Source organism: Pseudomonas sp., assembly GCF_030696055.1.
Classification (GTDB): Bacteria; Pseudomonadota; Gammaproteobacteria; order Pseudomonadales; family Pseudomonadaceae; genus Aquipseudomonas.
Window position 1 is genome coordinate 1 of record NZ_JAUYNP010000213.1, and the last position, 21289, is coordinate 21289.

The 21289-nt window shown below is 61.8% G+C and carries 17 protein-coding genes and 1 tRNA gene; 13 read left to right on the plus strand and 5 right to left on the minus strand.

Features of this window, described 5'->3' with window-relative positions; all coding sequences use genetic code 11:
- The 6 genes from Q8Q83_RS12140 to Q8Q83_RS12165 form a co-directional block, all read left to right on the plus strand.
- The coding region (locus Q8Q83_RS12140) for a rhodanese-like domain-containing protein (protein ID WP_305624053.1) at window positions 1-182 on the plus strand (182 nt) is incomplete at its 5' end.
- Between the two features lie 285 nt (window positions 183-467).
- Entirely contained in the window at window positions 468-2390 is a 1923-nt protein-coding gene (locus tag Q8Q83_RS12145; protein ID WP_305624055.1) for a PrkA family serine protein kinase, read from the plus strand.
- A gap of 98 nt (window positions 2391-2488) precedes the next feature.
- Window positions 2489-3760, plus strand: coding sequence for a YeaH/YhbH family protein (locus tag Q8Q83_RS12150; protein ID WP_305624057.1), 1272 nt, complete (start codon window positions 2489-2491; stop codon window positions 3758-3760).
- Entirely contained in the window at window positions 3757-5337 is a 1581-nt protein-coding gene (locus tag Q8Q83_RS12155) for a SpoVR family protein (protein ID WP_305624059.1), read from the plus strand. Before Q8Q83_RS12150 ends, Q8Q83_RS12155 begins: the two co-directional genes overlap by 4 nt.
- A gap of 61 nt (window positions 5338-5398) precedes the next feature.
- The gene (locus Q8Q83_RS12160) at window positions 5399-5911 is read left to right on the plus strand and encodes a DUF4136 domain-containing protein (protein WP_305624081.1); all 513 of its coding nucleotides are present in this window, start codon (window positions 5399-5401) and stop codon (window positions 5909-5911) included.
- A 63-nt stretch (window positions 5912-5974) separates the two neighbouring features.
- Entirely contained in the window at window positions 5975-7204 is a 1230-nt protein-coding gene (locus Q8Q83_RS12165; RefSeq protein ID WP_305624060.1) for a multifunctional CCA addition/repair protein, read from the plus strand.
- Between the two features lie 73 nt (window positions 7205-7277).
- On the opposite strand, the gene folK is transcribed toward Q8Q83_RS12165, so the two are convergent.
- Window positions 7278-7817 (minus strand): 2-amino-4-hydroxy-6-hydroxymethyldihydropteridine diphosphokinase, encoded by a 540-nt coding sequence (gene folK / locus Q8Q83_RS12170; RefSeq protein ID WP_305624062.1) that lies wholly within the window; start codon window positions 7815-7817, stop codon window positions 7278-7280.
- Window positions 7808-8164, minus strand: a complete 357-nt coding sequence (gene folB / locus Q8Q83_RS12175) for a dihydroneopterin aldolase (protein ID WP_305624064.1) — start codon at window positions 8162-8164, stop codon at window positions 7808-7810. Before folB ends, folK begins: the two co-directional genes overlap by 10 nt.
- 74 nt (window positions 8165-8238) lie before the next feature.
- Here folB and plsY point away from each other — a divergent pair, with 74 nt between their 5' ends.
- Window positions 8239-8808, plus strand: a complete 570-nt coding sequence (gene plsY, locus Q8Q83_RS12180; RefSeq protein WP_305624066.1) for a glycerol-3-phosphate 1-O-acyltransferase PlsY — start codon at window positions 8239-8241, stop codon at window positions 8806-8808.
- 46 nt (window positions 8809-8854) lie between these two features.
- On the opposite strand, the gene tsaD is transcribed toward plsY, so the two are convergent.
- A complete protein-coding gene (tsaD, locus tag Q8Q83_RS12185) occupies window positions 8855-9880 on the minus strand; it encodes a tRNA (adenosine(37)-N6)-threonylcarbamoyltransferase complex transferase subunit TsaD (protein WP_305624068.1) in 1026 nt (341 codons plus the stop codon).
- A gap of 207 nt (window positions 9881-10087) precedes the next feature.
- On the opposite strand from tsaD, the gene rpsU reads away from it, so the two are divergent.
- The 5 genes from rpsU (at window position 10088) to Q8Q83_RS12210 (ending at window position 18267) form a co-directional block, all read left to right on the plus strand.
- The gene (rpsU, locus tag Q8Q83_RS12190; RefSeq protein WP_003296736.1) at window positions 10088-10303 is read left to right on the plus strand and encodes a 30S ribosomal protein S21; all 216 of its coding nucleotides are present in this window, start codon (window positions 10088-10090) and stop codon (window positions 10301-10303) included.
- A gap of 143 nt (window positions 10304-10446) precedes the next feature.
- Window positions 10447-12420: a DNA primase gene (dnaG, locus tag Q8Q83_RS12195; RefSeq protein WP_305624070.1), complete on the plus strand. Its 1974-nt coding sequence runs from the start codon at window positions 10447-10449 to the stop codon at window positions 12418-12420.
- A gap of 67 nt (window positions 12421-12487) precedes the next feature.
- Entirely contained in the window at window positions 12488-14332 is a 1845-nt protein-coding gene (rpoD, locus tag Q8Q83_RS12200; RefSeq protein WP_305624071.1) for an RNA polymerase sigma factor RpoD, read from the plus strand.
- A gap of 108 nt (window positions 14333-14440) precedes the next feature.
- Window positions 14441-18175 (plus strand): EAL domain-containing protein, encoded by a 3735-nt coding sequence (locus tag Q8Q83_RS12205; protein ID WP_305624073.1) that lies wholly within the window; start codon window positions 14441-14443, stop codon window positions 18173-18175.
- Between the two features lie 15 nt (window positions 18176-18190).
- A tRNA-Ile gene (locus tag Q8Q83_RS12210) sits at window positions 18191-18267 on the plus strand.
- A 189-nt stretch (window positions 18268-18456) separates the two neighbouring features.
- On the opposite strand, the gene Q8Q83_RS12215 is transcribed toward Q8Q83_RS12210, so the two are convergent.
- Complete coding sequence (locus Q8Q83_RS12215) at window positions 18457-18615, minus strand: hypothetical protein (protein WP_305624075.1); 159 nt, start codon at window positions 18613-18615, stop codon at window positions 18457-18459.
- Window positions 18616-18827: 212 nt separating this feature from the next.
- Window positions 18828-19556, minus strand: a complete 729-nt coding sequence (locus tag Q8Q83_RS12220) for a TylF/MycF/NovP-related O-methyltransferase (RefSeq protein ID WP_305624077.1) — start codon at window positions 19554-19556, stop codon at window positions 18828-18830.
- Between the two features lie 706 nt (window positions 19557-20262).
- Between Q8Q83_RS12220 and Q8Q83_RS12225 the strand changes: the two genes are divergently transcribed.
- The coding region (locus Q8Q83_RS12225; RefSeq protein WP_305624079.1) for a hypothetical protein at window positions 20263-21289 on the plus strand (1027 nt) is incomplete at its 3' end.

Sequence of the window (21289 nt, forward strand, 5' to 3'; positions counted from 1 at the left end):
CCGACCTCGACGCGCCATTGATCGTCTCCTGCTACCACGGCAACTCCAGCCAGGGCGCCGCAGCCTACCTGGCCGGTCAGGGTTTCTCCGAGGTGTACAGCCTCGACGGCGGTTTCGAGCTGTGGCGCGCCACCTTCCCCGCCGACACTGCGCAATCCCCTGAAGACAATCCCGAAGAATAATTTTTCCGCAGGCCAGACCCCGCACCGGCACTGGCCTGCCGGCTGATCCCGACTAACGGTAATATCCTGTTATCGTTCCGCATCCCTTGACCTCGCCGATTCCGAACTATCCTTTAGCTCAGGCCATCCAAAATAAGGTAGAGCCGGCCAACCGGCGCCCGGGCCATCGGTACGACTTTTAGCTGTTCTGGGGGACTTTTATCGGCTGACGCGTCAGCCGACCACCAGCCCCGCACGACCGATCCGGCACCGGCACCGGCTCCAAGCATCGAGCGAGGTGAAGTCATGAGCATTTTCAGCCACTTCCAACAACGTTTCGAAGCGACTCGGCAGGAGGAATTGTCCCTCCAGGAGTACCTCGAACTGTGCAAACAGGATCGCAGCGCCTACGCCTCGGCAGCCGAACGCCTGCTGTTGGCCATAGGTGAGCCGGAATTGCTCGACACCTCGCACAATTCGCGGCTGTCGCGAATCTTCTCCAACAAGGTGATCCGCCGCTATCCGGCCTTCGCCGACTTCCATGGCATGGAAGAGTGCATCGATCAGATCGTGTCCTACTTCCGCCACGCCTCCCAGGGCCTGGAAGAGAAGAAACAGATTCTCTATCTGCTCGGCCCGGTGGGGGGCGGCAAGTCGTCACTGGCAGAAAAACTCAAGCAGCTGATGGAGAAGGTGCCCTTCTATGCGATCAAGGGTTCGCCCGTGTTCGAATCGCCGCTGGGCCTGTTCAGCGACAGCGAAGATGGGGCCATTCTCGAAGAGGAGTACGGCATTCCACGGCGCTACCTGAGCACCGCCATATCACCCTGGGCGACCAAACGCCTGCAGGAGTTCGGTGGCGACATCAGCCAGTTCCGTGTGGTCAAGCTCTACCCTTCGATCCTCAACCAGATCGCCATCGCCAAGACCGAACCGGGCGATGAGAACAACCAGGACATTTCATCGCTGGTGGGCAAGGTGGATATCCGCAAGCTGGAGGAGTTCCCGCAGAACGACGCCGATGCCTACAGCTACTCCGGCGCGCTATGCCGAGCCAACCAGGGCCTGATGGAGTTCGTCGAGATGTTCAAGGCGCCGATCAAGGTGCTGCACCCGCTGTTGACCGCCACTCAGGAGGGCAACTACAACAGCACCGAAGGCCTCGGCGGCCTGCCGTTCAGCGGCATCTTGCTGGCCCACTCCAACGAATCCGAATGGCACAGCTTCCGTAACAACAAGAACAACGAAGCCTTTATCGACCGTATCTATATCGTCAAGGTGCCTTATTGCCTGCGCGTCACCGACGAGATCAAGATCTACGACAAGCTGCTGGCCAACAGCTCCCTGGCCAAAGCGCACTGCGCGCCGGATACCCTGAAGATGCTCGCGCAGTTCTCGGTATTGAGCCGCCTGAAGGAACCGGAAAACTCCAACGTCTACTCGAAGATGCGTGTCTACGACGGCGAGAACCTCAAGGACACCGATCCCAAGGCCAAGTCGATCCAGGAATACCGCGACACCGCCGGCGTCGACGAGGGCATGAACGGCCTGTCGACCCGCTTCGCCTTCAAGATCCTGTCCAAGGTGTTCAACTTCGACCCCCACGAGATCGCCGCCAACCCGGTGCACCTGCTCTATGTGCTGGAGCAGCAGATCGAGCAGGAACAGTTCCCCGCCGAGGTTCGCGAGCGCTACCTGCGCTTTATCAAGGAATACCTGGCGCCGCGCTATATCGAGTTTATCGGCAAGGAGATCCTGACCGCCTACCTGGAGTCCTACAGCGAGTACGGGCAGTCCATCTTCGACCGATACGTGCTGTATGCCGACTTCTGGATCCAGGATCAGGAATACCGCGATCCGGAAACCGGCGAAATTCTCAACCGCGTGGCGCTCAACGAAGAGCTGGAAAAAATCGAGAAACCGGCCGGCATCAGCAATCCGAAGGATTTCCGCAACGAGATCGTCAACTTCGTACTGCGGGCCCGGGCCAACAACAATGGCAAGAACCCGACCTGGCTCAGCTACGAGAAGCTGCGCGTGGTGATCGAGAAGAAGATGTTCTCCAACACCGAAGACCTGCTGCCGGTCATCAGCTTCAACGCCAAGGCGAGCAAGGAGGATCAGCAGAAGCACAACGACTTTGTCACTCGCATGGTCGAACGCGGCTACACCGACAAGCAGGTGCGCCTGCTCTCCGAGTGGTATCTGCGGGTTCGTAAATCGCAATAAAGCGGCCTGATGCGACAGGCCGCCAAGCCCGGCAGAGCACGCCAAATACGGCTCTGCTGCAGCTTGCGCCTGATGTCTGCAGCGCACGGAGGGCAGTGATGAGCCATGTGATCGATCGACGCCTGAATGGCAAGAACAAGAGCACAGTCAACCGTCAGCGTTTCTTGCGGCGCTACCGTGACCATATCAAGAAGGCCGTCGAGGAAGCGGTCAGCCGGCGCTCCATCACCGATATGGAGCATGGCGAACAGATCAGCATTCCCGGCCGCGATATCGACGAGCCCCTGTTGCACCATGGCCGCGGTGGCAGACAGACCACAGTGCATCCAGGCAACAAGGAATTCACCGCCGGCGAGCGCATCGCCCGCCCCCCAAGTGGAGGCAGCGGCCAGGGCACGGGCAAGGCCAGCAATACCGGCGAAGGCATGGACGAGTTCGTCTTTCAGATCACCCAGGAAGAATTCCTCGACTTTATGTTCGAGGACCTGGAACTGCCCAACCTGGTGAAACGCCACCTGACCGGCAGCGACACCTTCAAGCATGTGCGCGCCGGCATCAGCAATGAAGGCAACCCCTCGCGCATCAACATAGTGCGCACCCTGCGCTCGGCCCATGCGCGGCGCATCGCCCTGTCCGGCAGTAGCCGGGCCAAATTGAAGCTGGCGCTGGCTGAACTGGAGCGCCTGCGCCTGGAAGAACCGGACAACTTCGGCGACATCCAGCAAGCCGAAGAGGAGATCAGCAAACTGCGCGCGCGGATCAAGCGCGTGCCCTTCCTCGACACCTTCGACCTCAAGTACAACCTGCTGGTCAAGCAGCCCAACCCCAGCTCGAAAGCCGTGATGTTCTGCCTGATGGACGTGTCCGGCTCCATGACCCAGTCGACCAAGGACATCGCCAAGCGTTTCTTTATCCTGCTGTACCTGTTCCTCAAGCGGAACTACGAGAAGATCGAGGTGGTGTTTATCCGCCACCATACGAGCGCGAAAGAAGTCGACGAGGAGGAGATTTTCGACTCCCGGGAAACCGGCGGCACCATAGTCTCCAGCGCGCTCAAGCTGATGCAGGAGGTCATGGCCGCGCGCTACCCGATCAACGAGTGGAATATCTACGCCGCCCAGGCGTCGGATGGCGACAACTGGAATGATGACTCGCCGATCTGCAGGGATATATTGATCAAACAGATCATGCCGTTCGTGCAGTACTTCACCTACGTCGAGATCACCCCGCGCGAGCACCAGGCGCTGTGGTTCGAGTACGAGCAGGTCTGCGAGGCGTTCACCGATACCTTCGCCCAGCAGCAGCTTGTTTCTGCAGGTGATATCTACCCAGTATTCCGCGAACTGTTCCAGCGGAGGCTCGCAACATGACGGCTTATGACAGCAAGGCCCGCGAGAAGAAACGCCAGCCGATTTCCACCGGCTCGGAGTGGACCTTCGAGCTGATCCAGGCCTACGACCGCGAAATCGGCCGGATCGCCGAGCGCTATGCGCTGGACACCTATCCCATTCAGATCGAGGTGATCACCGCCGAACAGATGATGGACGCCTACGCCTCGGTCGGCATGCCCCTGGGCTATCACCACTGGTCCTATGGCAAGCACTTCCTCAGCACCGAGAAAGGCTACAGGCGCGGCCAGATGGGCCTGGCCTACGAGATAGTGATCAACTCAGACCCCTGCATCGCCTACCTGATGGAAGAGAACACCATGTGCATGCAGGCGCTGGTGATCGCCCACGCCTGCTACGGCCACAACAGTTTCTTCAAGGGCAACTACCTGTTCCGCACCTGGACCGATGCCAGCTCGATCATCGATTACCTGGTGTTTGCCAAGCAGTACATCATGCAATGCGAGGAACGCCACGGCATCGACGCGGTGGAGGACCTGCTGGACTCCTGTCATGCGCTGATGAACTATGGCGTGGACCGCTACAAGCGGCCCTACCCGATCTCCGCCGAAGAGGAGCGGCGGCGCATGAAGGATCGTGAAGAGCACCTGCAAAAGCAGATCAACGACCTCTGGCGCACCATTCCGAAAAGCGCCCGCAAGGGTGGCGACAAGGACAACAAGCGCTTCCCCGCCGAGCCCCAGGAAAACATCCTGTACTTCCTGGAAAAACACGCGCCTCTGCTGGAGCCCTGGCAGCGCGAGGTGATCCGCATCGTGCGCAAGATCGCCCAGTACTTCTACCCGCAGCGCCAGACCCAGGTGATGAACGAGGGCTGGGCCTGCTTCTGGCATTACACCCTGATGAACGACCTGTACGACGAGGGCCTGGTCACCGACGGTTTTATGATCGAGTTCCTCCAGTCGCACACCAGCGTGATCTACCAACCGCCGTTCGACAGCCCCTACTACAGCGGCATCAACCCCTACACCCTGGGTTTTGCCATGTACCGCGATATCCGCCGCATCTGCGAGGAGCCCACCGAGGAAGACCGCCGCTGGTTCCCCGAGATTGCCGGCAGCGACTGGCTGACGACGCTCAAGTTCGCCATGAACAGCTTCAAGGACGAGAGTTTTATCCTGCAGTACCTGTCACCCAAGGTGATCCGCGACCTCAAGCTGTTCAGCATCCTCGATGACGACCAGAAGGACGAACTGCTGGTGCCGGCCATTCACGACGAGCCGGGCTACCAGAGCATCCGCGAAACCCTGGCGGCGCAATACAACCTGGGCAACCGCGAGCCAAACGTACAGATCTGGAGTATCGATCGCCGTGGCGATCGCTCGCTGACCCTGCGCCACCAGCAACACGACCGCAAACCCCTGGGCAACTCCACCGACGAAGTGCTCAAGCACCTGCATCGCCTCTGGGGGTTCGATATCCACCTGCAAACCCTGCAGGGCGATCAGCTGATCAGCACCCAGCACGTGCCACCGAAGAATGAGCAGGAACATGACAGCGAGTACCCACGACTCGATCTGATCATTCCACCCATTTGATCGGTTGCGCCCCATGTTCAGGCTCACCAGCATGCGCAGCAGACTCCCGGAGAATGCTGCGATGCGCCTATTTATCGTTCTGCTGCTCTGCCTCGCACTGGCCACCTGCAGCAGCCAATTACCCCGCGTCCAGGTGCTCAGTCCGGCGCATGCCGAACTAACAGGGCGCGGCAGTTTCCAGCTGATGGCCGCCGAGCAGGCGGTCAACGGCGACCTGCCCTTTGCCAAACGCTACCAACAACTCAAGCAGCTGCTGCGCCAGGGCCTGAGCCAGCGCGGCTACCAGGCCGGTCCGCAGGCGGAGATCCAGGTGTATTACTGGCTGGCCGTGCAGGACCAGCCCCTGGAATTCAAGGTCGATGCCGCACCACCCTCGCCGCTCGGCCCCTACCAGGCCATCCACCGCCTGCGCGATAGCACCGGCACCCTGCGGTTGCGCCTCACCACGCCCGAGCAACAGGTGCTCTGGGAGGGCCTGGCCAGCACCGGCCTCAGCCCAGAACGGGACAGCGCCGAACTGCTCGAACGAGCCACCCAGGCCCTACTGCAGCAAATCCCCGCTGCCACCCGTTAACGCACTCGCCATGGCCGCTCACGGCACCCAGCCGTTATGCTGTAGGGCTACGGAGGAGCAGGCATGCAGATTTATAAAGTGGGCGGCGCGGTGCGAGACCGCCTGTTGGGCCGCGCGATCAGCGAGATCGACTGGCTGGTGGTCGGCGCAAGTGCCGAGCAGATGCTGGCCCTGGGGTATCGCCCGGTGGGCGCCGACTTCCCGGTGTTCTTGCACCCGCAGACCAGCGAGGAATACGCCCTGGCCCGCACCGAGCGCAAGAGCGGGCGCGGCTATGGCGGCTTCACCTTCTTCGCCAGCCCGGATGTGACCCTGGAAGAGGACCTGATCCGCCGCGACCTCACGGTCAACGCCATGGCCGAAGATGAGCAGGGCCAGTTGTTCGACCCCTATGGCGGCCAGCGCGACCTCGCAGCCAAGCTGCTGCGGCATGTCTCCCCGGCATTCGCCGAAGACCCACTGCGGGTGCTGCGCGTCGCCCGCTTTGCCGCCCGTTATGCACCCCTGGGCTTTAGAGTCGCCGCGGAAACTCTGGCGCTGATGCGCCAGCTGAGCGAGTCCGGCGAACTGAGCGCGCTGACGCCCGAGCGCAGCTGGAAGGAAATCTCCCGCGCCCTGATGGAGCCGCGCCCGGAGGTGTTTATCCAGGTACTACGCGAGTGTGGCGCGCTCAAGGCCCTGCTGCCGGAGGTCGACGCGCTGTTCGGCGTGCCGCAGCCGCCGGCCCATCACCCGGAAATCGACACCGGCGTGCACGTGCTCAGCGTGTTGCGCCAATGCGCCGAGCACCAGCAGCCGCTGACGGTGCGCTGGGCCTGCCTGCTGCACGATGTCGGCAAGGGCCTGACGCCGCCAGCCGAGTGGCCGCGGCATAGCGGTCACGAACAGCTCGGCCTGCACTTGATCGAGGCGATCAATCAACGCTGCAAGGCCCCCAAAGACTGCCAGGAACTGGCCCTGCAGGTTGGCGCAATGCATACCCACGGTCATCGCGCCCTGGAGCTGAAGGCCTCGACCCTGCTGGAGCTGCTGCAGGGCTTCGATGTATTCCGCCGCCCGCAGCGCTTCGAAGAGTTTATCGCCGCCTGCGAGATGGACGCCCGCGGCCGCCTCGGTCTGGAGCAGCGCGACTATCCGCAAGCCGATTACCTGCGTGGCGCCATGCAGGCGGCCCGCGCAGTGGCGGTGCAACCGCTGCTGGAGCAAGGTTTTACAGGTCCACAGCTGGGCGAAGCGCTAAGGCTTGCGCGCTTAAACGCGCTTAAGGCCTACAAGAAGACGATGGGGACCTAGGGTGAACATGGCGCAGCCTTGTCCACCACCCGCGAACTAACCGGCGGACAAGCCGCGCAGCGGCATGTCCGCCCTACGCCTGCGCCGGGAAGGCCTGGATCAGCTCGGCAGGCGTCAACTCGCTACCTCGCCACTGGAACGCCACCGGCCACAGCTGCTGCTGGATCTGCGCCGCCTGCCACAGCTCGGCAAAACTACGCCGCTCGCCCGGATGCAGCCTATCGGGCACCAACTGCGCCAGCGGCCAGAGCACGAAGGCGTTCTTGAGGATTTCCGCGCGCGGCAGGATCAGGCCATCGAAGTTACCGACCAGATCGCCATACAGCAGCACGTCGATATCCAGCGGCAGGCCCTTGCGCTCCGGCGCATAGCGGCCGTTGTCCGCCTCGATAAATTTCAACCGACGATCCAGCTCACCCAACGGTAGCTCGCTGTAGCCCGCCACCACCAAGTTGAAGAAGGGCCCGCTCTTGATGCCCACCGCCTGGCTTTCGAATACCGGCGAGCAGCGCATCTCGCTCAGCCAGCCGGACAGTGCCTCAAGCCCCGCACGCAGATGAGCTTCGCGCTCGATATTGCTGCCCAGGCCCAGCAGAACGGGAGTTAGCGACATCCGCGCTCGATCTCCACACCCACCCCGCCGCTGGCGGCCGGCACAGCACCCGGCTTGGTCAGCTTCAGGCGCACCCAGGGAATCTGGAACTCGCTCATCAACAACTCAACCAGACGCTCGGCAAAGGTTTCCACCAGGAGGAACTGCGACTCGCTGGCGAAGCTCTGGATACGCAGGGACACACTGGCGTAATCCAGCGCCTTGCTCAGGTCATCGCCAGCCGCCGCCGGGCGATTGTCCCAGCCCAGGTATAGATCCAGGCGCAAACACTGACGAATGCTGCGTTCCCAGTCATAGGCGCCGATTACCGTGTCGACTTCCAGGCCTTCGATAAAAACTGTGTCCAAGCACGCTCTCCGCGGCACGACAATACTGGCGCACCTAGTTAGAATCGGGACTCCCTCGCCCCGGAATGGATACCATGTTTTGGCTGTTGACGATCCTCGCCTACCTGCTCGGCTCGCTGTCCTTCGCCATACTGCTCAGCCGTCTGGCCGGCGGACCGGACCCGCGCGCCAGTGGCTCGGGCAATCCCGGCGCCACCAATATGCTGCGGGTGGCCGGCAAACGCCTGGCCATCCTCACCCTGCTCGGCGATCTGCTCAAAGGCTTATTGCCCGTGCTGATCGCCGACCTGCTCGGCTTTAGCCTGCAACAGCAAGCCTGGATAGGCCTGGCGGCCATCATCGGCCACCTCTACCCGGTGTATTTTCGTTTCCGCGGCGGCAAGGGCGTCGCCACTGCCGCCGGCATGCTGCTGGGGCTGTACCCGCCAGCGGCCCTGCTGGCCATTGCCGCCTGGCTGCTGACCTTCGTGCTGACCCGCGTCAGCTCGCTGGCGGCGCTGATCGCCACGCCCCTGACCCTGCCCCTGCTGGCCTGGCAACAGCCGGCGGCACTGCTGCCGGTGAGCGCACTCTGCGGCCTGATCGTCTGGCGCCACCGGCGCAATTTACGCGATCTGCTGGCCGGCCGTGAGCGGCATTTCTAAATCGACAGCGTGAATCTGGCTCACCCAGCCGGCGCAAGCAGGGCCGTTACAGTGCCGGCAATTGCTCCATCGGCCAACGGGCCTGCACCTTGATGCTCAAATCCTCATGCTGCCCAGCCAGCAGCCGTTGGCAGCCGGCGTAGGCGATCATCGCGCCGTTATCGGTGCAAAAGGCCGGGCGCGCATAGAACACCTGGCCTTTCAATTCGCCGAGCATCTGCTCCAGGGACTGGCGCAGCGCCTGGTTGGCGCTGACGCCACCGGCGATCACCAGGCTGTTCAGGCCGGTCTGCTTGAGGGCGCGGCGGCATTTGATGGTCAGCGTCTCGACCACGGCCTGCTGGAAGGCCAGGGCGATATCGCAGCGCGTCTGCTCGGACTCATCACCGGCGGCGCGGCACTGCTGCCAGGTATTCAGGGTAAAGGTTTTCAAACCGCTGAAACTGAACTCAAGGCCCGGCCGGTCGGTCATCGGCCGCGGGAACTTGAAGCGCCCTGCCGTGCCGCTTTGCGCCAGGCGGGCGATCTCAGGCCCACCCGGGTAAGGCAGGCCCATCAGCTTGGCGGTCTTGTCGAACGCCTCGCCGGCGGCATCATCGAGGGACTCACCGAGCAATTGGTAACGCCCGATTCCATCGACGCGAACCAACTGGGTATGGCCGCCGGACACCAACAAAGCGACGAACGGAAAAGCCGGTGGTTGTTCCTCCAGCATGGGCGCCAACAAGTGGCCTTCCATATGGTGCACACCGAGCGCCGGGATATCCCAGGCAAAGGCCAGCGCCTGGGCGCAGGAGGCGCCCACCAGCAAGGCACCGACCAGGCCGGGACCCGCGGTATAGGCAATCGCATCGATGTCGCTGGCGACGCACCCAGCCTCGGCCAACACCTGGCGGATCAACGGCAGCATGCGTTTGACGTGATCGCGCGAGGCCAGCTCAGGCACCACACCGCCATACACACGGTGCAGGTCGATCTGGCTGAACAGCGCGTCGGCCAGCAGGCCGCGCTCACTGTCATAGAGCGCGACACCGGTTTCGTCGCAGGAGGTTTCCAATCCCAGAACCAGCATGGGCAAGGCCTTGATATCGAGGGGCTAAACGTCAGAAGGCGCGCATGATAATAGGCCCCGGCGCGAACCGACCAGCGCTTTTCGATCAGAGGCTTTGCATTCCTGGCGATCAGGCGGTAACATCCGCAACCCTTAAAAACCTACGTTCTCCAGCGCCATTTGCCAGGAGCAACGTTACCCACCGGTAATAAAGAAGGTACGCCCTGGATGCCAGCCGTCAAAGTTAAAGAGAACGAACCCTTCGACGTAGCTCTGCGTCGTTTCAAGCGCTCCTGCGAAAAAGCCGGTGTTCTGGCTGAAGTTCGCAGCCGTGAATTCTACGAAAAGCCGACTTCCGAGCGTAAGCGCAAAGCAGCAGCAGCTGTTAAGCGTCACGCCAAGAAAGTGCAGCGCGAACAGCGTCGCAGCGTTCGCCTGTACTAATACGTACAAGCGCAACGCCTGAATGCTCGGCTTCGGCCGGGCTTCGCTTTTAGACTCCGCGCCACCCACGGGTGACGATCGGAGTCTTTTAGTTTCTGCCCGTACCTATTCTGTCGCCTTGCACGACAGCATCCTGAGTGCCTATGGCCGGCCTGATCCCACAATCGTTTATCGATGATCTGCTCAACCGCACCGACATCGTCGACGTGGTCGCCTCGCGCATCCAGCTGAAAAAAGCCGGCAAGAACTACACCGCCTGCTGCCCCTTCCATAAAGAAAAGACCCCCTCGTTCAGCGTCAGCCCGGACAAACAGTTCTATTACTGCTTTGGCTGTGGCGCCGGCGGCAACGCCCTGGGCTTTGTCATGGACCACGACCAACTGGACTTCCCCCAGGCGATCGAGGACCTGGCCAAGCGCGCCGGCATGGAAGTGCCGCGCGAGGAAGGCGGACGCCACAGCAAGCCACGCCAGCCCACCGACTCACCGCTCTACCCACTGCTGACCGCTGCCACCGAATTTTACAAACAGGCGCTGAAAAGCCACCCACAGCGCAAAGCCGCGGTGGATTACCTGAAAGGCCGCGGCCTGTCCGGGGAAATCGCCCGTGATTTCAGCATGGGCTTCGCCCCGCCCGGATGGGACAATCTACTCAAGCACCTGGCCAGCGACAGCCTGCAACAGAAGGCGATGATCGACGCCGGCCTGCTGGTGGAAAATGCCGAGAGCGGCAAACGCTACGACCGCTTCCGCGACCGCATCATGTTCCCCATCCGCGACAGCCGCGGCCGGGTGATCGCCTTCGGCGGCCGAGTACTGGGCGACGAGAAGCCCAAGTACCTGAACTCCCCGGAAACCCCGGTATTCCACAAGGGCCAGGAACTCTACGGTCTGTTCGAGGCACGCAAACACAACCGCGACCTCGACGAGATCATGGTGGTCGAAGGCTATATGGACGTCATCGCCCTGGCCCAGCAGGGCCTGCGCAACGCCGTCGCCACCCTCGGCACCGCCACCAGCGAAGAACACCTCAAGCGCCTGTTTCGCATAGTGCCCAGCGTATTGTTCTGCTTCGACGGTGACACCGCCGGCCGCAACGCCGCCTGGCGCGCCCTGGAAGCCACCCTGCCGAGCCTGCAGGACGGCCGCCGCGCACGCTTCCTGTTTCTGCCCGACGGCGAAGACCCGGACACATTGGTGCGCAGCGAAGGCACCGACGCCTTCCGCGCCCGCATCAACCAGCACGCGCAACCGCTGGCCGACTATTTCTTCCAGCAACTCAGCGAAGAAGCCGACCCGCGCTCACTGGAGGGCAAGGCCCACCTGATGACCCTGGCCGCGCCGCTGATCGACAAGATTCCCGGCAACAACCTGCGCACCCTGATGCGCCAGCGCCTGAGCGAGATCACCGGCCTGTCCGGCGCAGCCCTCAGCCAGATGACGCCTGCCACTCGCAGCAACCCTGCCAGCCCCAGCTCGGCACCCAGCGGCTATCCGGACTATGCTGAGATCCCCGACAGTGCCTATTACGACGTCGAGCCGAGCCGCAACGAATACGAAAACCCCAGCCCGGCGCCAGAATTCGAGCGCAACAAGGGCAAAAGCAACTGGAAGAAGGACGGCGGTAAGTGGAGCAAGAAGGGCCAGGGCGACTTCAGCCCACGCGCGCCACGCACCGCCGTCAGCGTCGAATCGCCGCACCTGAGCGCCTTGCGCACCCTGCTGCATCATCCAGAGCTGGCGCAAAAAGTCGAAGACGTTAGCCACTTCGCGGCCGAAGACGACACTTACGCCCAGCTGCTGGTCGCCCTGCTCGGCGCCCTGCAGAAGAGCCCAAAACTGCGTTCCCTGCAGCTGATCGCGCGCTGGCACGGCACCGAACAAGGCCGTCTACTGCGAGCCCTGGCGGAAAAGGAATGGCTGATTTCAGCCGACAACCTTGAACAACAGTTTTTCGACACTATAACTAGATTAATAGCCCGCCAACGTGAGCGCAGTCTGGAACATTTGCTGCGCAAAGCCCGTCAAAGCGAGTTGAGTGCAGAAGAGAAAGACCAGCTGCGCAGCTTGCTGAGCCGTAATGCATTACCGGTAATCCCGAGCCCAACTGGCGCTTAGGGGTGTTACTCAGGTATAATCCGCGGCTTGTTTTTTGCCCGCCAAGACCTTCAGTGGATAGGGTGTTATGTCCGGAAAAGCGCAACAGCAGTCTCGTTTGAAAGAATTGATCAGCCGCGGTCGTGAGCAGGGTTACCTGACTTACGCGGAGGTCAATGACCACCTGCCGGAGGATATTTCCGACCCGGAACAGGTGGAAGATATCATCCGCATGATCAACGACATGGGGATCAACGTATTCGAGAGTGCTCCGGATGCGGACGCCCTGTTGTTGGCGGAAGCCGACACCGACGAAGCAGCCGCCGAAGAAGCCGCTGCCGCACTCGCGGCCGTTGAAACTGATATCGGTCGCACCACCGACCCAGTACGCATGTATATGCGTGAAATGGGCACGGTGGAATTGCTTACCCGCGAAGGCGAGATCGAAATCGCCAAACGCATAGAGGAAGGCATCCGCGAAGTCATGGGGGCTATTGCCCATTTCCCTGGCACAGTCGACAGCATTCTGGCCGAATACAACCGCGTCACCACCGATGGTGGTCGCCTGGTTGAAGTCCTCAGCGGCTATATCGACCCGGATGACGGCATCGTGCCGGCTGAGGCGGCCGCGCCTGTTCCAGTCAAAGACGGCGAAGCCGCCGAAGAAACTGACGAAGAAGAAGCCGAAGCCAGCGACGACGAGGAAGAAGAAGGCGACGGCGGTCCGGACCCTGAAGAGGCCCTGCGCCGCTTCACCGCGATTGGCGACGCCCTCGAACTGGCCAAGAAAGCCCTGAAAAAGCACGGCCGCAGCAGTAAGCAAGGCATTGCCGCGCTGAAAGAAATGGCCGAGCTGTTTATGCCGATCAAGCTGGTACCCAAGCAGTACGACGCCCTCGTGGTGCGTGTACGCAGTTCCCTGGAGCGCCTGCGCGCCCAGGAACGCGCCATCATGCAGCTGTGCGTACGTGATGCGCGGATGCCGCGCGCCGATTTCCTGCGCCTGTTCCCAGGCAATGAAATCGACGTTGAGTGGTCCGCTGGCCTGGCCAAAGGCAAAGCCAAGTACGCCGAAGCCATCGGCACACTGCAGACCGACATCCAGCGCTGCCAGCAGAAGCTGTCTGCCCTGGAAGCCGAGTGCGAGCTGACCCTGGCCGAAATCAAGGACATCAACCGCCGCATGTCGATCGGCGAGGCCAAGGCCCGCCGTGCGAAGAAAGAGATGGTTGAAGCGAACTTGCGCCTGGTGATCTCCATCGCCAAGAAGTACACCAACCGCGGCCTGCAGTTCCTCGACCTGATCCAGGAAGGCAACATCGGCCTGATGAAGGCGGTGGACAAGTTCGAATACCGTCGCGGCTACAAGTTCTCGACCTACGCCACCTGGTGGATTCGCCAGGCGATCACCCGTTCGATCGCCGACCAGGCGCGCACCATCCGTATCCCGGTGCACATGATCGAGACGATCAACAAGCTCAACCGTATCTCGCGGCAGATGCTGCAGGAGATGGGTCGCGAACCGACCCCGGAGGAGCTGGGCGAACGCATGGAAATGCCCGAGGACAAGATCCGCAAGGTGTTGAAGATCGCCAAAGAACCGATCTCCATGGAAACCCCGATCGGCGACGACGAAGATTCGCACCTGGGCGACTTCATCGAGGACTCCACCATGCAATCGCCGATCGACGTGGCGACCGTGGAAAGCCTCAAGGAAGCCACCCGCGAAGTGCTCTCCGGCCTCACTGCCCGTGAAGCCAAGGTACTGCGCATGCGCTTCGGCATCGACATGAATACCGACCACACCCTCGAGGAAGTCGGTAAACAGTTCGATGTCACCCGCGAGCGTATCCGTCAGATCGAAGCCAAGGCGCTGCGCAAGCTGCGCCACCCGACGAGAAGCGAGCACCTGCGCTCCTTCCTCGACGAGTAACACCAGAACCCCCGGCCAAAACCGGGGGTTTTGCGTTACAACCGCGCTATCCAGCCCCCACTCCCGGGTCTACACTGCCGGGTGTCGTCCACCCAAACGAGCCCGCCCATGCAGCGAGTTTCGGCCACTCTCCTGTTGTGTCTGGTCATCTGGGCCACGCCTGCCGCCAGCCTGAGCCTAACCCCCGAAGAACAAGCCTGGCTCGCCGCCAACCCCGAGCTGCGCCTTGGCATTGACGGCGCCTGGCCCCCTTTTGAATTCCGCGACGAGCAGGGCCACCACCAAGGCCTCTCCGCCGACTACGTGCGCCTGCTCGAAAAGCGCCTGAAGATCGAACTACGCCCCGCTCCGCCCAGCAGCTGGAGCGCGGTCATGGCCCAGGCCAAGGCTGGCCAGGTGCAGCTCCTGCCTGGAGTGATGGCGACCCCCGCACGCCAGCAGTACCTGACCTTCACCCGCCCCTACCTCGACTTCCCCATCGTCATCCTGACCCATGCCGAAGGTCCGCAGCCGCGCACCATGCGCGAGCTCGATGGGCTCAAAGTCGCAGTCGTGCAGGACTATGCGCCCCACGAGCTGCTGCGTCAGTTGCACCCGAACATCCAACTCTGGCCGCGCCCCAGTGTCGCCGCCGCGCTGCAGGCCCTGGCCACCGGCGAAGCCGACGCCATGGTCGGCGACCTCGCCTCAAGCGTCTGGACCCTGCGCCAACTCAAGCTCGAGGGGCTGTATATCAATGGCGAAACCCCTTACCGCTACCAGCTGGCCATGGCCGTGCCCAAGGACCAGGCGATCCTCGCCGGGATTATCGACAAGGTCTTCGCCGAGCTCAGCCCCGCGCAAATGGCGGCCATGCAGGAGCATTGGGTCGGCGACCTGATCGATCGACGGCCCTTCTGGCGCAGCCTGATCCTGTTCGGCCTGCCCGGCCTAATGATCGCCTTGCTGATCATTGCCAGCATCCTGCGCATCAACCGCCGCCTGCGCAGCGAGATGCACAACCGCGCCCTGCTCGAAACCGAGTTGCGCAACCGCGAGCAGCATTACCGCGGCCTGGTGGAAAGCCTCAATGCGGTCGCCTGGCAAAAACGCCAAAGCGACTACTGCTTCACCTATGTCGCCCCGCAGGCCGAGAAACTGCTCGGTTATCCGCTGCAGAACTGGCTACAGCCCGATTTCTTCGAACGCGCCCTGCACCCCGACGATCGCTGCCAGACCCTCGACTATTTCCGCGCGCAAACCCAGGCCGGACTCGACCACAGCCTGGACTACCGGCTGCTCGCCGCCGACGGCCGGGTGGTCTGGGTGCGCGATATAGTCACCCTGATGCCCGATGCGCAGACGCCTTACCTGCGCGGCCTGCTGATCGACATCACCGAAGCCAAACAGACCGAGCAAGCCCTGGCCCTGTCCGAGCAGAAGTTCGCCTCGGTGTTCCATAACTGCCCCGACATCATCGCCCTGATCCACATCGAGGACGGCCGCCTGGTCGCCGTCAACGCCACCTTCGAGCAGCAATTCGGCTTCGCCTCGACCGAGGCCATCGGCCGCACCGGTACGGAGCTGGGCTTATGGACGGAGCCGGGACTCGGCCCGCGCATCCTGCAACGGCTGCGCGAAGGTAACGCGCACAATATCGAAACCACCTTCCGCCGGCGCGACGGCAGCCAGTTCACCGGCCTGATCTCCGCCCAGAAGATCGCCTTCGATAACGCCGCCAATCTGGTGGTGGTGGTACGCGACATCAGCGAACTGAAAGACACCCAACAGCGCCTGCAGCTGTCGGAAACCAAGTTCGCCAAGGCCTTCCACGCCTCCCCCGATGGCCTGCTGATCACCCGCCTGCGCGACGGTCTAGTGCTGGACGTCAACGAAGGTTTCAGCCGCATCACCGGCTACAGCGCCAGCGAGGCCGCGGAATACTCGACCCTAGAGCTGGGCATCTGGGCCCACCCCGAAGAGCGCGAACAGATGGTGGCCCAGGTACGCGAGAAGGGCTTCGTGCGCGAATTCTGCACCAGCATCCGTACCAAGCATGGCGCCCTGCGCACCTGCGAACTGTCGGTACAGCCGATCCCCATTGGAGGCGAAACCTGCATGCTGAGCATCGCCCGCGACATTACTGAACGGGTGCAGATGCAAGAACGCCTGCAACAGGCCGCCACCGTCTTCGAAAGCACGGCCGAAGGCGTGATGATCACCAACCTGGAACAGCGCATCACCGCGGTCAACCGTGCCTTCAGTCAGATCACCGGCTACAGCGAGGCGGAAGCCCTCGGCCAGTCGCCGCGCCTGCTCGCCTCGGGCAACCACGACAGCGCCTTCTACGCCGCCATGTGGCATAACCTCACGGCGTCCGGCCATTGGCAGGGCGAGATCTGGAACAAGCGCAAGAATGGCGAGCTCTACCCCGAATGGCTGACCATCAGTGCGGTACGCGATAAGAACGACGACATCAGCCACTTTGTCGGCGTCTTCGCCGACATCAGCTCACTCAAGCACGCCCAGGCCAGGCTCGATCACCAGGCGCACCACGACCCGTTGACCGGCCTGCCCAACCGCATGCTGTTCGAAGCGCGCCTGCGCGCCGCGCTCGAGGATGCACAAACCGACCAACGCCTAGGCGCCGTGTTGTTTATCGACCTGGACCGCTTCAAGCACATCAACGACAGCCTGGGTCATCCGGTCGGCGACCAGCTGCTGAAAAGCATCGCCGAACGCCTCAAGACGCATTTACGCGATATCGACACAGTGGCCCGCCTGGGCGGCGACGAATTCATCATCCTGCTGCCCGGCCTGCAACACGCCAGCGACGCCGAACGGGTCGCGCACAAATTGCTCGACTGCTTCAACCAACCCTTCGAAGTCGACGAACAGGAGCTGTTTATCAGCGCCAGTATCGGCATCAGCCGCTACCCGGAAGACGGTGAAGACGTCGCCACCCTGGTGAAAAATGCCGACGCCGCCATGTACCGCTCCAAGGCGCGCGGGCGCAACCGGGTCGAACTCTATACCCGTGACCTGACCTTCCAGGCCACCGAGCGCATGGCCCTGGAGCGCGAACTGCGCCGCGCCCTGGAACGCAACGAACTGCAGCTGTATTACCAACCCAAACTCAGCCTGGCCAGCCAGCGTCTGGTCGGTGCGGAAGCCCTGCTGCGCTGGCACCACCCACTATTCGGGGAAATTCCGCCGGACCGCTTTATTCCGCTGGCCGAAGAAACCGGCCTGATCATCAGCCTCGGCGACTGGGTGCTGGAGCAGACCTGCCGGCAAATGCAGCAATGGCAGAGTCAGCACGCCCCCTTCGGGCCGATCTCCGTCAACCTGACCGGGGTCCAGCTGCGTCAGCCAAGTCTGCTCGCGCGCATCGCCAGCCTGCTAGAACAACACGGCCTGGCACCCGGCCTGCTGCAGCTGGAGATCACCGAAAGCTTCATCATGAACCAGGCCAAAGACGCCCTAAAACTGCTCCATCAGCTGAAGAATCTCGGCGTGCAGTTGGCCATCGATGATTTCGGCACCGGCTACTCCTCGCTCAGCTACCTCAAGCGCCTGCCGGTAGACACCCTGAAAATCGACCAATCCTTCGTTCGCGGCCTGCCCAATGACCCCAACGACGTCGCCATCGCCCGCGCCATCATTGCCCTGGGCCGCAGCATGCAACTCACAGTGATAGCCGAAGGCGTGGAAACCAAAGCCCAGGAACTGTTCCTCGCCGCCGAAGGGTGCGAGCAGATCCAGGGTTTCGTAGTCAGCCGCGCCATCCAAGCCGACGCCTTCGCACAAAACTTCCTCGAACCACGCCATTCGCTTGGCACTGCCGAGAAGGCACCGGTATAATCCGCCGGCTTCTGAGGGCCCATAGCTCAGTTGGTTAGAGCAGAGGACTCATAATCCTTTGGTCCACGGTTCGAGTCCGTGTGGGCCCACCACCTTCAAAGCCGCGCATTGCGCGGCTTTTTCATGTCTAGTGCAATGCCTGTCGACAACGAGCAAAGAAAAAGGCAGGCAATGCCCTAATGCCGGTCAGTTAAGACGCAAAACACTTGACGGCCGGTAGAGTGAAATAAAAATCCGATGCATTCCCAAGCATCGGGTTTTTTGTTACTGACCAGCAAGGATCAGCTCGGAAAATGGACAGCGGCAATCGCCAGAATTTGCTGCTCGGTCATCGGCGGTTTGGCTGCAACCACGCACAGGTCATAGGCCGGGTGCGCCCGCTGGATCGGCACCACTATTTCAAAACCGGCGGCCTGCAAGGTGCCGGTCAGAACCCTCATGGTAAAACCACAGCGATGCGCCATATACAGATTGCCGTTGGCCATCGCCGGCCAGTGAGACGTAGGCCGGGTCGGTCAATTTATCCTCGGCCACCAGGCCAGTGTCGCAGGTGCCCGTCTTGCAAGCCGCCAGCTCCTTGGCGATGGACAAGGCTGCGGGATATTCCGCAGCCTTGATGCCGATGACGCTTTACATGCCGGGAGCACTTCCGTTATCGCTTCAGTACCATGCCCTGGCCGGTCGGCAGCGGGAACACGCGATAGTTATACTGCGCGAACCATGCGTCTTCCGCGATCTTTTGCTCGCGGTAGATGCCGCCCCACTCGTAGTCGTCGAGCACTATCATGCCGCCCGGCACCACCCGCTCGAACAGTGCTTCGAGCACTGCGATTTCAAACTTGGCGCTGTTGAGGTCGATGTGCAGGAAGCTGATCTTTTCCGGCGAGTTGCCAATCAGCGAGTCGGGCAATAGCCCGCGCACCAGGCGCACCTGGTCATAGCCTTCGAAGCGCTTCTGGATTTCTTCGAACATGCCGGTTTGCTGACCAACGAAGGCGTGGCTCTCGACCGGGTTGTAGTCGAAGGTGTCGTAGCCCCAGAAGGTCTTGGTAAAGCCTTCCTTGCCGAAATAGTCGACTATGGTCTTGATGCCGGTGCCGCGATACACGCCGCATTCGACGAAGTCGCCCGGCAGTTGCGCGCAATGGTAGGCGGAACAGGCCAGGATGTAACGGCGCCATGCGATGGCGCGGTCGGCGTCGTTTTGCACATTGCTTTCCCACGCCTTGCGGAAGGCCTCGTCATCGAACAGCGAATTGTTACGGCCCCAGGTAAACAGGTTGTCGCCCAGGTAGGAGCCCGGCACCACCAGCGTCAGGGCCTCGTCCATGATTTCGTAAAACCGCGCCGGGTCGGTCAGCCCCCAGACGGTGCGCGTCATGAAGTTGAGTACGCGGTTTTGCTGTTCCGTGGTTAATGGTACGTGCGCTGGCAACTGCATCGGAGCGGCGGAGGAAGTTGCGCTTGCGGAGTTTGTCATGGTGGGCACCGTAGGGTTTTGCGAGGTTGCGAAGCAGAGCAGCTCGTTCCAGTCGGCCGAGGCGAAGCCGCGGGTCGTACTGTGCTTGTTCTTGGGGCAATAACCAACATGGAGAAAGGTTTTCTCTACTGACCTCTCGCTCAGGCCCCGACCGAGTCGGGAGCAAAGGCTTGATTTTGGGCATTCGCCAGCGGACACCTATAACAGTCACGGTCAAACCAGATCAAACGCACGCTAAGTGAAGAGTCTGGAGCGGTCAAGGGCAAGGTCACGCATCAAAGCCCCCTCAAACATCAGTGCCCATTGGTCTACTCTCCTCGCTACAGACCAAGCAAAGCATTGACGAAAAAAATAGCAGTAGCAGAATGCCATCTACGCCCATTCTTATATAGATGAAGGGAGAGGGCTTTCCCCCTCAATGCTATCGCTAAGAACTTTAAGTACGCAAAACGACAAAGTACCATCAGAAATCTTCTTAAAGTTTCTACATAACTGGACGTAAACCCACAATATCTAGGGCTCTCGCGAAAATCGTGAATGGCTCAACCCTGATGCTGCGGCTCACATGGCTGACAGCGCGGTCAATGACTCTAAGTAGGATGCCAAAATGAGCTGGATTTCTGACCTGACGACCGCGCAAATTGCAGCCTTAAGCACCACCACCATTGCCGGACTTAGCACTGCAGACATTACTTCGCTGAGCACTGCTCAGGTCGCCGCACTGACCACCGCTCAAGTGGCGGTTATCACAACCGCTAATATTGCCGCCTTTTCCACCGTACAGATTCCTGCACTGACTACCGCGCAGGTTGTCGCCCTGACCACCACTCAGGCCGGTGCGATCAAGTCTACCCAAGTCGCCGTTCTTACCACCGCCCAGTTGGTGGCCATGGAGACCGCCGATGTCGCTGCACTGTCCACCACCGCAATTCCGGGCCTAACCACCGCGCAGACCGCCGCCCTCACCACAGCTCAGGTCGCTGCGCTGAAAACCGCGCAGATCAAGGCCCTGGAAACTGCTGACGTAGCCGCGCTGACCACTGACCAAGTAGTCGCCCTGACCACCGCCCAAGCCGCGGCCCTGACCACCGCGCAAGTCGTCGCCCTGACCACCGCCCAGTTCGCTGCCATGCAGACCGCCGACTTCGCCGCGCTGACTACGGCCCAGATCAAGGCCATTCAGACTGCCGACCTGGTAGCCCTGACCACCGACCAGGTGGTGGCCCTGACCACCGCCCAAGCCGGCGCCCTGACCTCGGCGCAACTGGCCGCGCTGACCACCGCGCAGCTAGTGGCCATGCAAACCGCCGACGTCGCCGCACTGTCCAGCGCCGCTATTCCGGGCCTGACCACTGCGCAGACCGCCGCCCTCACCACCGCCCAAGTCGCCGCCCTGACCACCGCCCAGATCAAGGCCGTGGAAACCGCCGATGTGGCGGCGCTGACCACCGCGCAAGTCGTCGCCCTGACCACCGCCCAAGCCGCGGCCCTGACCACCGCGCAAGTCGTGGCCCTGAGCACCGCCCAGGTCGCGGCCATGGAAACCGCCGATCTCGCCGCTCTGACCACCGCGCAGATCGTGGCCCTGCAGACCGTTGACCTGGCCGCATTGACCACCGACCAAATCGTCGCCC

Coding starts and splice junctions, on each gene's coding strand:
- plsY (WP_305624066.1), top strand. CDS start 8,239: ATGTTTTGGCTGTTGACGATCCTCGCCTACCTGCTCGGCTCGCTGTCC.
- Q8Q83_RS12150 (WP_305624057.1), top strand. CDS start 2,489: ATGAGCCATGTGATCGATCGACGCCTGAATGGCAAGAACAAGAGCACA.
- Q8Q83_RS12165 (WP_305624060.1), top strand. CDS start 5,975: ATGCAGATTTATAAAGTGGGCGGCGCGGTGCGAGACCGCCTGTTGGGC.
- rpoD (WP_305624071.1), top strand. CDS start 12,488: ATGTCCGGAAAAGCGCAACAGCAGTCTCGTTTGAAAGAATTGATCAGC.
- tsaD (WP_305624068.1), bottom strand. CDS start 9,880: ATGCTGGTTCTGGGATTGGAAACCTCCTGCGACGAAACCGGTGTCGCG.
- Q8Q83_RS12145 (WP_305624055.1), top strand. CDS start 468: ATGAGCATTTTCAGCCACTTCCAACAACGTTTCGAAGCGACTCGGCAG.
- folK (WP_305624062.1), bottom strand. CDS start 7,817: ATGTCGCTAACTCCCGTTCTGCTGGGCCTGGGCAGCAATATCGAGCGC.
- rpsU (WP_003296736.1), top strand. CDS start 10,088: ATGCCAGCCGTCAAAGTTAAAGAGAACGAACCCTTCGACGTAGCTCTG.
- Q8Q83_RS12160 (WP_305624081.1), top strand. CDS start 5,399: ATGCGCCTATTTATCGTTCTGCTGCTCTGCCTCGCACTGGCCACCTGC.
- Q8Q83_RS12215 (WP_305624075.1), bottom strand. CDS start 18,615: ATGAGGGTTCTGACCGGCACCTTGCAGGCCGCCGGTTTTGAAATAGTG.
- dnaG (WP_305624070.1), top strand. CDS start 10,447: ATGGCCGGCCTGATCCCACAATCGTTTATCGATGATCTGCTCAACCGC.
- Q8Q83_RS12205 (WP_305624073.1), top strand. CDS start 14,441: ATGCAGCGAGTTTCGGCCACTCTCCTGTTGTGTCTGGTCATCTGGGCC.
- Q8Q83_RS12155 (WP_305624059.1), top strand. CDS start 3,757: ATGACGGCTTATGACAGCAAGGCCCGCGAGAAGAAACGCCAGCCGATT.
- Q8Q83_RS12220 (WP_305624077.1), bottom strand. CDS start 19,556: ATGACGCGCACCGTCTGGGGGCTGACCGACCCGGCGCGGTTTTACGAA.